Source organism: Sphingobacterium sp. JUb56, from assembly GCF_014191365.1.
Lineage (GTDB): Bacteria > Bacteroidota > Bacteroidia > Sphingobacteriales > Sphingobacteriaceae > Sphingobacterium > Sphingobacterium anhuiense.
In genome coordinates this window covers 1-11,835 of sequence record NZ_JACHWL010000004.1, presented here as the reverse complement: position 1 = coordinate 11,835, position 11,835 = coordinate 1, and the positions used below count along the sequence as shown (strand labels likewise).

The 11,835-nt window shown below is 36.5% G+C and carries 13 protein-coding genes and 1 pseudogene; all 14 read left to right on the top strand.

What is annotated here, in order from left to right; translation table 11 throughout:
* Positions 1-232: 232 nt before the first annotated feature.
* On the top strand, positions 233-1,111 hold the full coding sequence (locus FHR29_RS25385; RefSeq protein ID WP_132769988.1) for a diacylglycerol kinase family protein: 879 nt from the start codon (positions 233-235) through the stop codon (positions 1,109-1,111).
* Positions 1,112-1,119: 8 nt separating this feature from the next.
* Positions 1,120-1,470, top strand: coding sequence for a translation initiation factor (locus FHR29_RS25380; RefSeq protein ID WP_183918185.1), 351 nt, complete (start codon positions 1,120-1,122; stop codon positions 1,468-1,470).
* Between the two features lie 468 nt (positions 1,471-1,938).
* Positions 1,939-2,769, top strand: coding sequence for a MotA/TolQ/ExbB proton channel family protein (locus tag FHR29_RS25375; RefSeq protein WP_132769984.1), 831 nt, complete (start codon positions 1,939-1,941; stop codon positions 2,767-2,769).
* Positions 2,770-2,867: 98 nt separating this feature from the next.
* Entirely contained in the window at positions 2,868-3,527 is a 660-nt protein-coding gene (locus tag FHR29_RS25370) for a biopolymer transporter ExbD (RefSeq protein WP_021190709.1), read from the top strand.
* A gap of 24 nt (positions 3,528-3,551) precedes the next feature.
* On the top strand, positions 3,552-4,106 hold the full coding sequence (locus tag FHR29_RS25365; protein WP_021190708.1) for a biopolymer transporter ExbD: 555 nt from the start codon (positions 3,552-3,554) through the stop codon (positions 4,104-4,106).
* Positions 4,107-4,142: 36 nt separating this feature from the next.
* Positions 4,143-5,030: an energy transducer TonB gene (locus FHR29_RS25360; RefSeq protein ID WP_021190707.1), complete on the top strand. Its 888-nt coding sequence runs from the start codon at positions 4,143-4,145 to the stop codon at positions 5,028-5,030.
* 300 nt (positions 5,031-5,330) lie between these two features.
* Positions 5,331-6,266 (top strand): PstS family phosphate ABC transporter substrate-binding protein, encoded by a 936-nt coding sequence (locus FHR29_RS25355; protein ID WP_183917870.1) that lies wholly within the window; start codon positions 5,331-5,333, stop codon positions 6,264-6,266.
* 26 nt (positions 6,267-6,292) lie between these two features.
* The gene (locus FHR29_RS25350; RefSeq protein WP_132769978.1) at positions 6,293-8,011 is read left to right on the top strand and encodes a tetratricopeptide repeat protein; all 1,719 of its coding nucleotides are present in this window, start codon (positions 6,293-6,295) and stop codon (positions 8,009-8,011) included.
* 103 nt (positions 8,012-8,114) lie between these two features.
* Complete coding sequence (locus tag FHR29_RS25345) at positions 8,115-8,492, top strand: NADH-quinone oxidoreductase subunit A (protein WP_183917872.1); 378 nt, start codon at positions 8,115-8,117, stop codon at positions 8,490-8,492.
* A gap of 102 nt (positions 8,493-8,594) precedes the next feature.
* Positions 8,595-9,146, top strand: a complete 552-nt coding sequence (locus FHR29_RS25340) for an NADH-quinone oxidoreductase subunit B (protein WP_132769974.1) — start codon at positions 8,595-8,597, stop codon at positions 9,144-9,146.
* Complete coding sequence (locus FHR29_RS25335) at positions 9,139-9,642, top strand: NADH-quinone oxidoreductase subunit C (RefSeq protein ID WP_183917874.1); 504 nt, start codon at positions 9,139-9,141, stop codon at positions 9,640-9,642. Before FHR29_RS25340 ends, FHR29_RS25335 begins: the two co-directional genes overlap by 8 nt.
* A gap of 20 nt (positions 9,643-9,662) precedes the next feature.
* A complete protein-coding gene (locus tag FHR29_RS25330) occupies positions 9,663-10,898 on the top strand; it encodes an NADH-quinone oxidoreductase subunit D (RefSeq protein ID WP_021190702.1) in 1,236 nt (411 codons plus the stop codon).
* Entirely contained in the window at positions 10,891-11,409 is a 519-nt protein-coding gene (gene nuoE, locus FHR29_RS25325; protein ID WP_132844363.1) for an NAD(P)H-dependent oxidoreductase subunit E, read from the top strand. The genes FHR29_RS25330 and nuoE overlap by 8 nt, the downstream gene beginning before the upstream one ends.
* Position 11,410: 1 nt before the next feature.
* Positions 11,411-11,835 (top strand): annotated as a pseudogene (locus FHR29_RS25320) (NADH-quinone oxidoreductase subunit F); the annotation flags it as partial.

Here is an 11,835-nt window from a genome sequence, read left to right as displayed (position 1 = left end):
ATGATGGTTTTAGCACTTTTTTACTGTGGTTGCAATCTCCTGTTATATTCTCATTAAGAATATACTACGCAAATCAGTCCACATTTTTTATTGTCGACACAAAACTACAATACTTTCTGTTAAGTTTAAAGATTTCTTGTAGAATAGTTTAAAATAGCTGGATCAATCTTAATGGTATTTAAGAATTTTGACATTGTTTCAAGAAATTAGTGAATAAGCGTATATTTGATTTATGGGAGAACGTAAACAAATACTGTTTGTTATCAATCCGATTTCGGGAGGGAAGCGCAAAACATCTTTTAAGAAGCAGGTGTTGGATGTGCTTGATTTACAAAAGTTTGATCCTACTTTTCAGGAGACATCCTATGCCAATCATGCGTACGAAATTGGTTTGCGAGCTGTTGAAGAAAAGTATGACGCAGTGATAGCAGTAGGAGGCGATGGAACAATAAATGAGTTAGGATCTGCGTTAGCAGAGAGCGGGATACCCCTAGGTATTGTTCCTGAAGGTTCAGGGAATGGGCTTGCCTTATATCTTGGTATTCCCTTAAATGAGACTGCTGCAATTCGTCGCATAAATCGATTTGAATTTGTAGAGGTTGATTGTGGCACGATAAATAATCGCAAGTTTTTTAATATTGCTGGATTAGGTTTTGATGCATCCGTTAGCGAGAATTTTGCTAATGAAAATATTCGTGGGCCTTTAGGATATTTGAAATCGGCAATAAACGTACTTAGTAAATATAAACCGTGCGACTATAAACTATGGATTGATGGTAAAGAGTACGAGCGTAAAGCTTTTATGATTTCTGTCGCCAATTCACCACAATATGGTAATAACGCTTACATCGCGCCGCAGGCATCTGTTAACGACGGGATATTAGATGTATGTATTGTTCATCAATTTCCAATGTATATTTTACCAAAAATGTTGTTTCATTTGTTTAATAAGTCAGCGGATCAGTCCGATTACGTCGAAATAATTCCGGGAAGAAATATTAAGATTGAAGCGATCGTAAAATCGGTAGTTCACATTGATGGTGAGCCAGTTGACTTGGGCTCAAGTCTTGATATTGGCATTATTCCTAAGGCATTGAAAGTTATTTGTTAAAAAAAGTTATGAGTAAAAATAAGAAACAGCAGTATGAGGGCGTTGTATATTCAACAGATAACAGTTTTGAATATCAATTTTCAGAATTATTAGAGGACCTAGAAACACTTCCTAATCAACAGCAACAGCTCAAAGTTCAATTGGATCGTAAGATGCGAAAAGGGAAAGTTGTCACACTCGTTACCGGATTTAAAGGTAAACAGGAAGACCTGGAAGCGTTATGTAAATTTTTAAAACAGAAATGCGGTGTTGGAGGAAGTGCTAAGGATGCTGAAATAGTTATACAAGGAGACTTTAAGCAGAAAGTTGCTGATCTGTTACTTTCTGAAGGATACAAAGTAAAATTGGTGGGAGGTTAGTATTCCATTATTTTAGCCCCAAACAGGTCATATTGAACAGGGGTAAGCGTTGTAAATGGTTGAAAATTAATAAGTAATATCCGTTTAAACATAGATTGAAAGTTTTTTGATAGATGTGGATAGGTGAGTGAGCGGTTACTTGAATTTGCAATTAAATCGTTTGTTTTCTTGCATATCAAAAAAAAAATGGTTTTCATTGTAAAAAATTTATTGCTTTCTCCTGATAAAAGGGATTAGTAGCATTAGATTGAAAGTCGGAACCGCTGAGGTGATAACTTAATATTAAGGAATTGTAAAGGGAATTTAAAGTCTCTTTTATATTTCTAATATATTTCGCTTTAAGATTTTAAATATGGCATAAAAGACTATATTTGCTTGACAAATTTTAAAACGAATACATACAACAAGCATATAATTAAAAAAAACATATTATATTTAACAACAGTAAAAAACTAAAAAATTAGAAAAATGGCAAACGCACCTAAAACAAGTCCTGCTGCAAAACAAGAGAGCAATAATTCAGGTTCTTTCTTTGCACAAGCTGCAATTATCATTTGTTTCATTCTCGGTTACCTTTTATGGAAATTTGTGATGGGTAGTCCTTCAAACTTTCTTGATAATAATCCAGAGAACCAACCTTTACCAGGTAACTATTTAGGAATGGTTTATCACGCAGGTGCTGTAGTACCGGTTTTATTAGGTTTATTCTTCATGGTATGGGTATTCTCTATTGAGCGTTTCATTGTAATTGGAAAAGCTTCTGGAACAGGAAATGTTGGTAATTTCGTAAGAAAAGTACAAGTATTAATTAATGGCGGTAATTTAGATTCAGCTATTGCTGAGTGTGACAAACAAAAAGGTTCTGTTGCAAACGTAATCAAAGCTGGTTTAGTAAAATACAAATCAGTTTCTGCTGATACTGCTGTAGATACAGAAAAAGCTACAATTGCGATTCAAAAAGAGATCGAAGAAACAACAGCATTAGAAATGCCGATGTTAGAGAAAAACTTAAACGTAATCGCTACATTAGTTTCTATCGGTACATTAACAGGTTTATTAGGTACAGTAACAGGTATGATCAAGGCCTTCAGTGCGTTAGCAACAGGTGGTACTCCTGATTCAGCTAAATTAGCAAATGGTATTTCTGAGGCCCTAATCAATACAGCGACAGGTATCGGTACTTCTACAATTGCGATTGTAATGTACAATATCTTAACAGCTAAAATTGATAAATTAACTTATTCAATCGACGAAGCTGGATTCTCAATCGTACAAACATACGCTGCGAACCACAAATAGTAATTATATGATGTTTTTGAAAATTATTTTATGGAATAATTGTTTCATTAGCATCATATAGAAAGAGATTGAATAATTAATTTATAAAGAAGTTTAAAATGGGTAAAGCAAAAATAAAAAGAGCCAGTACATCCATTGATATGACCGCGATGTGTGACGTATCATTCTTGCTTCTTTCATTCTTCGTAATGACATCTACAGCGAAACAACCGGAAGCATTCGAGGTTGATACGCCGGCGTCTACCACGAAAGATAAATTACCAGATTCAAACGTAGGTATTATTACGGTTGGAGATAAAGGTAAAATATTTTTTGGTGCGACAGACCGCGATGTTAGGGTTAAAACTTTAGAGAAAATGTCATCAAGATATGGCGTTAACTTTTCTCAACAAGATTACGACCAGTTTGCGTTGATGGAAAATGTCGGTACTCCTATGAAAGCGATCAAGCAAGTGTTGGCAATGGAGCCAAGCAAACGTCTTGAGCCTGGTGTTCAGAATGGTATTCCTGTCGATAGTACAGAAACATTATCTAATGAATTATACCAATGGATACAAACAGCACGTTTAGCTGCAGAAGAGGTAAATAAGGCAAAAGAAGGGGAAAAGGATTTTGTTTATCCAGGACCATTGAAAATTGCTATCAGAGCTGACGCAACGGAAAAGTATCCTTCAATTAATGCGGTAATCGAAACATTACGTAATCAAAAGCAAAATAAATTCAGTTTCATTACTGGTTTACGTGCTGAAGATAAATAATGTTGATTTAATAAAAAGACATAAATGGCAGAATTAAATCAAGACAGTGGTAAGGGTGGCAAAGGCGGAAAAGTAAGATCTAAGAAAAACGGTGGTAAAGTCGATTTGACAGCCATGGTAGATTTAGCATTCTTATTAATTACCTTCTTCATGTTAACTACGTCTTTAAATAAACCACAAGCAATGGACGTTGCGATGCCTGATAAAAATAAAATTAAGGATGAACAATCTGAAGTACTAACAGCAGATAACCGTTCCGTAACGATTTTATTAGGATCTGACAACAAAGTTTCTTGGTATTATGGACAGGTAAAAGCACCTATTGAAGGTCCAACGGTTACAGGTTTCGGAGCAGATGGAATACGCAAGGTTTTAATTGAGAAAAAAGCTTACGTTCCTCGTGTTTCTGGCGGAAAAGATGTAATCGTGATTATCAGACCTAGTGATATGTCTACACAAAAAGATCTTGTTGATATTCTTGATGAGATGAAGATTGTAGATATTAAGCGTTATATGATTGCGAAGATTAGTCCTGAAGAAATAGATGTTTTAAAACGTGATAATATTTATAATGACTAAGTTAGTTATTATAGAAATCACGAAAACTATAGAAATATGATTGGGTCAAAATTAGATATTTTTAAAAAGGAATGGCTTGATGTAGTATTTCAAGGCAGAAACAAGGAGTATGGTGCTTACGAGCTTCGTAAGCTTGCTCCTAAAGCTACAAACGTAGGTTTGTTGGCTGTAGTTGTTGCTGTGGTACTATTGAGTCTTCTTAGATTATTTGGAGGTAGCTTATTTCCTGATAAACCTGTTGAAGCCCCTCCAGTTGTTACTGAAGTGACTTTAGAGGATTTGGAGGAAATTAAACCACCTGAACCAGAAGAAGAAGAACCACTTCCGATTGAGGAGGAGAAGCCTCAGCAAGTGGCTATGGACATACCAAAAGAAGATTTGGTACGTTTTCCAGAACCAAAAGTAGCTCCGGCTGCACAAGTGAAAGAAGAAGTTGCTGCTCAAGAAGAGTTTAAGGATGATAAAAAAACTCCTGCTCGTTTAACTTTAAAAGGTAGCGCAACAGGTTCTTCAGTAGCTCGTGGTGAGTTCGGTACTAAAAAACAGGATGGTGCTATTACAGGTGTTAAGAAAGGTGATCCAAATGGTGATCCAGATGGATTAATTTCCTTCAATGCAGTAGAGGTTCAACCATTGCCTCCTGGAGGTATGGCTGCTTTTATGAAGTGGGTAGGAGAAACTTATGAATATCCTTCTGGAGCTTTAGAAAATGGTATCATGGGTGTAGTTGAAGTATCTTTCGTTGTTGAAAAAGATGGTAGTTTAACAGATATTTCTGTAAAACGCGATCTTAAATACGGAACTGGTGATGCTGCAGTTAGAATGTTGAAAAAAGCTAAGAAATGGAAACCAGGTATTCAAAATGGTCGTCCTGTTCGTGTAGCTTATACATTACCTATTCGCTTAAACACACAAAATCAGTAATTAGTGGCGAACTTTAATTCGAATAATACAAATTACAGACAGAAATCGCCTATAAAGCGATTTCTGTCTATTTTAGGACTATTTATGTTTGGCCTATATTTTGGGCTGGGCTTACTGGTTATTTTTTGGAAAGATTTACCCTTGGACATCAATCCAACGTATAGAACATTGTTTGGAGTTGTTCTGATTGTTTATTCTTTCCTTCGTTTCGTCAGATTGTGGCAAAGTAATTTTAACTAGTCTCATTACGAAATTAGAATTGCCTTAATTTTTGCAACCTATTTATTAAATGATTGCCCTATGAAAAACAGCTTAAAAATAATTTTATTTTCAATTTTTGGAGTTTTAATGTTAGTGAGTTGTAATCGTAATGGGAAGCAAGCTCCAACAGCTCCCAGCGAGGATATCTTGCGTGGTAAGGTAAATGTGCTTGTTGATGAGACCTTGTATCCAATCATTAAAGAACAGGTTGATGTATTTCAAAGTTCATACTCAGATGCTACTATTCAATTGTTGGCCAAACCTGAAATTAAAGCCATAAATGCTTTGTTGGCGGATACTTCAAATGTGATTATTTTAACACGTAAGTTGACAGCCGCTGAGGGGAAAAACTTTAAGGACCGAAAAATTGTTCCAAAGGAATATCAAATTGGGAGTGATGCAATCGCTTTGATAAATAATGTTGGTGATGCAGATACTATCATCACACTTTCTGACGTTAAATCATTGTTAAACGGCACACTTAAAGGTAAGTACAAAGTAGTTTTTGATAATGCAAACTCAAGTACTTTACGATTTTTAAAGGAATATTTATCTATCGATAAAATTGATCCAACAGCGATTTCTGCATTAGAGAATAATATTGATGTGATCAAATATGTGAGTGAGAATAAAGGAAGTATCGGAATTGTAGGTTTCAATTGGATATTGGATATGACTCAAAAAAAATCTGAATTATTGAATAAAATTCGTACATTGAGCGTAGAAAATGCTTTAGGAGCTAAGAAAGACGGTTTGTTCTACAAACCTTCGCAATCCAATATATCTTTAGGTGTGTATCCTTTTACACGGCCTATATATGTATTGAATTATCAACCGAACATGGGCTTAGGCCTAGGCTTCAGTGCCTTTTTGACAGGAGATAGAGGTCAGCGTATTTTTTTAAAAGCTGGACTTTTGCCTGCAACAATGCCGGGACGTGATATTATTATTAGAGAAGAAAACAGTTTAAATTAGAGTATAAAATAGTACAACAATAGATTATGACAAACAGTAAATTATTATTTAGTCTGTTATTAGCAGGTTCTGTTGGCACAGCAAGTGCACAAAGTTTAAAGGATGCTAGAGCGGCTATTGAAACAGAAAACTACGGTAAAGCAAAAACAATTTTGCAACAATTAGTAAGTAAACAAGCTAAGGTTGGTGATAATTACTTCTATTTAGGTCAGATTTATTTAGTCAATGATAAGCCTGATTCTGCGGCAATTTTCTTCAATCAAGGTTTGACTGCTGATCCAAAATCACAGATTAATAACGTTGGTTTAGGCTACATTGATTTGTTGAAAAAAGATAAAGCTTCCGCTGAAGCTAAATTTTCGGCAGCTAGTGCAAACTTAAAGAAAAAAGATTACGAAGAATTGTTGGAAATTGGTCGTGCTTATATTAAGGCGCCAGAGCCAGACTATGCGAAAGCGTTGGATTATTTAACACAAGCCAAAGCAAAGAATGCTAAAGATGCCGCTATTCCGTTGGCATTGGGAGATGCTTATAGAGGATTGAAGGAAGCAAGTAGCGCTTACTCAAGTTATAGTGAAGCAACTGATTTGGATCCGAATTCAACTCGCGCTAAAATTGGACTTGCAGTAATTGTTCGTGGTGCACAAGCTTTTGATGAGGCAGTTGCTCAATTGACTGAGATTACTACAGCGTCACCTACTTATGCTCCGACATACCGTGAACTGGCGGAGACTTACAATATGTGGTCAAAAGCACCCGGCACATCTGACGAGAAGTATGTGGAATTAAATAAAAAAGGTGTTGAGCAATATAAAAAGTATTTAGAAGTCAATGGCGATAACTCTTTGGAAGCAAAGATCCGTTATGCCGATTTCTTGGTTTATGCTAGACAATATGATGAGTTAGGAGCAGTTTCTGAAGAATTAGCGAAAAATCCAGATGTAGATCCTAAGATCTATCGTTATTTAGCATACAATGCTTTTAGAAATAAAGACTACGCTAAAGCATCTGAGAATATCCAAAAGATGTTTGCAAAAATGGATCCTCTACGTGTAATTCCTTTGGATAATATGTATGCAGGTTTATCTGATGTCGCTAATAATAAAGTGGAATCGGGTATTGTATTTATTCAAAAAGCAATTGATCAAGATAAAGAATTGTTAGCAGAGGTTGCTGAAACAGCATTTGCAAAATATCAAGATCAAGAGACTGCAACTGCAGTAGCATTATTTGAGATTATTGCTAAATATCCTGATACTGATTATTACTTCGATTCTAATTATTATGCTGGAGAAGGTAATTACCAAATTGGCTTTAAAAAGGATCAGGAAAGTAAGGATGAGGAAGGTAATGTAACTGATCAAGCTCTAAAAGATCAAGCTGTTGCCGCTTTTGTAAAATCGCAAGCACAGTTAACTGTTATCGAAAATGCGAATAAACCTGAGGTATTAGAGAAATACTTGGTTCCAGCGCTATACTACAAAGCTTTTTCTGCTTTAGGTACGGATAATTTGGAAACTCCAAAGGGTGATTTTGTGGCTCCTTTCGAAAAATTAATTAAGGTTATCAACGAAAGAGGAACACAAGAGAAAAATAAAGCATATTTAATCGATGCTTACACTTATATTGGTTTCTTCCAATACAGTAAAAATGAAATGGCTAAAGCAAAAGCTAGTTTCCAAGAAGTATTGAAATTAGACCCTGAAAATGAGAATGCTAAATCTTATTTAGAAGGGATAAAATAAGCGTATTATTTTTAAGAAAGAGGGGAGGACATTTGTTCTCCCCTTTTTTGTTTTTAGCTATATTTTTCTTAAATTTAGGTTTTACCAATATAAACATTTTGATATGGAGCAAGTTAGTGCGAGTGCACCTATTGACTATCTGCCAATTTTATTTCAGCTCATTGTTGCTGCTGGATTTGGTATTGGAACGATCATCATCACACATCTCATTGGCCCAAAAGTAAGAACTGCAAATAAGCTTAGTTCATTTGAGTCGGGTATTGAAGTTGTTGGAAATGCAAGACAGCCTTTCTCGATTAAGTATTTTCTTGTTGCTATTTTGTTTGTCATTTTTGATGTCGAAGTTATCTTTATGTATCCGTGGGCAGTTAATTTTCGAGAATTTGGATTTGAAGGTTTGATCCAGATGTTTATTTTTATGGCTATGTTGCTTTTAGGCTTCATTTATGTCATTAAAAAGAAAGCCTTAAGCTGGGATTAGAATAGTTCTAAATTGCGCTAACGGCTTGATTTTTATCTAGAAAATGTTAGTTTTGATATGTGCGATAGCACACAACTGTAAACCACTTTAAATTATATTTCCATGAGCGATATTAAGTTGGCCAAAGCACCTCCGGGAGTTGAGGGCGCTGGTTTTTTTGCCACGAGTTTAGATAAAGCGATTGGTTTGGCACGTTCAAATTCTTTATGGCCTTTGCCTTTTGCTACTTCTTGTTGTGGGATCGAATTTATGGCTACAATGGGTTCAACATATGATCTTGCTCGTTTTGGCGCAGAAAGACCAAGTTTTTCTCCTCGCCAAGCTGATATGTTATTGGTGATGGGGACCATTGCTAAAAAGATGGCTCCTGTTTTAAAACAGGTATATATGCAAATGGCTGAACCTCGTTGGGTGATTGCGGTTGGTGCATGCGCCTCAAGCGGAGGGATTTTTGATACGTATTCTGTCTTACAGGGAATCGATGAAATTATTCCTGTTGATGTATATGTGCCCGGATGTCCGCCGAGGCCAGAAGCAATATTAGACGGCGTTTTACGCTTGCAGGATATTGTTAAAAATGAATCATTGAATAGGAGAAATACACCTGAATACCGCGCTTTATTAGAAAAATACGGAATTGAAACTTATGAATAAGCTAGATAATACCTATTTGTGGGAGAAGTTGGGTTCTACATTCGGTTCTGATGTGTCACAACTGGTTGATGACTATGATCTATTAACGGTGAATGTACATATTGATGCTATTCATGCTGTGTTGACTTTTTTGAAACATGATGCGGAATTGCAGTTTATTCACTTAACAGATATTACGGCAGTTCATTATCCTCAGCAGAAACAGTCATTTGAAGTGGTATATCATCTCAATAGCCTCGTGCATAATATTCGGATTCGGATTAAAGTGGCGATAGACGGACAAAATCCGGAAATTCCTACGGCAACTACCATTTGGAAAGGTGCAAATTGGATGGAGCGAGAAACGTATGATTTTTATGGTATACAGTTTTTAGGTCATCCAGATTTAAGGAGGATATTAAATGTAGATGAGATGGAGGTTTATCCTATGCGGAAGGAATACCCTTTAGAAGACCCCAACCGTGTAGACAAGAAAGATCTCTATTTTGGACGTTAACGTTAGAAAGGAAACCAGTTATGAACGATTATATTACCAAGATATCCCCAAATAAACCTGTTTACGATGATAATGATCCCCAGGATGAGTTAATAACCTTAAATATTGGTCCTACACATCCTGCAACTCATGGTGTATTTCAAAATGTAGTTCAAATTGATGGTGAACGTATTGTTAGTGGTGTTTCAACAATCGGTTATATCCATCGGGCATTTGAAAAAATTGCTGAACATCGACCATTTTATCAGATTACGCCTCTCACCGATAGATTGAATTATTGTTCTGCCCCCATTAATAATATGGGCTGGCATATGACCGTTGAGAAGTTATTAAAAATTGAGATTCCAAAGCGAGTCCAGTATATGCGGGTTATCGTAATGGAATTGGCTCGTATTGCTGACCATATTATCTGTAATGGTATTCTCGGTGTTGATACCGGGGCATTTTCAGGCTTTTTGTATGTTATGCAGGAGCGGGAGTTTATATATGAAATTTTTGAAGAAATATGTGGTGCCCGTTTAACGACTAACATTGGTCGTATCGGTGGTTTTGAAAGAGACTTTAATGCCATTGCATTTGCAAAGATTGAAGAGTTTTTAAAAAGATTTCCTCCGGTTCTGACAGAATTTATGGAGCTATTTGACCGAAACCGAATTTTTATAGAGCGAACATCTGGAATTGCGGCCGTTACGCCGGAAGAAGCTTTAGATTATAGCTGGTCTGGCCCTATTTTACGTGCTACAGGTGTGGATTATGATATTCGGGTTCAAAACCCCTATTGTTCCTATGATGAATTCGATTTTGATATCCCTGTAGGTACAAAAGGAGATGTTTATGATCGCTACATGGTGCGTAATGAAGAAATGTGGCAATCTTTACGCATTATTGAACAGGCTTTAGCTAAAATAGAGAAAGAACCTAAGGGAGTTTTTCATGCTGATGTACCGGAGTTTTATTTACCTCCAAAAGAACAGGTGTACACCAATATGGAAGCATTAATCTATCATTTTAAAATTGTGATGGGAGAAGTTGATACCCCTAAGGCTGAAGTTTACCATGCTGTCGAAGGTGCCAATGGAGAATTGGGATTTTATCTGGTACACGATGGTGGTCGTACCCCTTATCGTTTACATTTCAGAAGGCCTTCCTTTGTCAATTACCAAATGTTTGCTCCGATGAGTGCAGGAATGTTGCTTTCGGATGCGATTCTTAATATGAGTAGTCTTAACGTTATTGCAGGAGAATTAGATGCTTAGTATAAAAAATAATGAATATGTTGAGTTTTCTTCAACATTGCTAAATCAATTTGCTGAAGTAGTGGGACGTTTTCCGGAAGGGAGACAAAAATCGGCATTGCTTCCTATACTGCATTTAGTACAAGCGGAGTTTGGGTGGTTAAGTCCTGATGCTATGGATAAGATCGCTCATTATTTAAGTATAGAGCCTATCGAAGTTTATGAAGTTGCTTCTTTTTATACGATGTATCTATTGCAACCACAAGGGAAGTATGTTTTGGAAATATGCAGAACTGGTCCCTGTTGCCTGGTCGGAGCGGAACGTATTATGAGCCATCTTGAACATAAATTGGGTGTTAAAGAAGGAGAAGTGACGGCCGATGGATTGTTTTCATGGAGAGGAGTCGAGTGTTTAGCAGCCTGTGGCTATGGACCTGTCTTACAGATCGGACCTGAATACACTTTCTACGAAAACTTAACTGAAGATCGTGTTGATCAATTAATAGATGATTTAAGCTCAAAAACTAAATAATATGGCGCGTAAACTTTTGTTAACACATATTGATGTTCCAGGGATTCAAACTTTTGATGTTTATCGTCAACATGGCGGATATCGGGCGGTTGAAAAAGCACTCAAAACGATGTCCCCTGATGATGTTGTTGAAGAAGTTAAGAAATCAGGCCTTCGTGGAAGAGGTGGAGCTGGTTTTCCTACTGGGATGAAGTGGAGTTTCTTAGCAAAACCGGAAGGTGTTCCTCGTTATTTAGTGTGTAATGGAGATGAATCTGAGCCAGGTACTTTCAAGGACCGTTATTTGATGACACATATTCCTCACGCTTTGTTGGAGGGAATGATTGTCTCTAGCTATGCTTTAGGAGCTAAGACTTCTTATATCTATGTTCGAGGTGAAATGATGCCTCAGATCCGTATTCTTGAACGTGCCATTGAGGAGGCGAA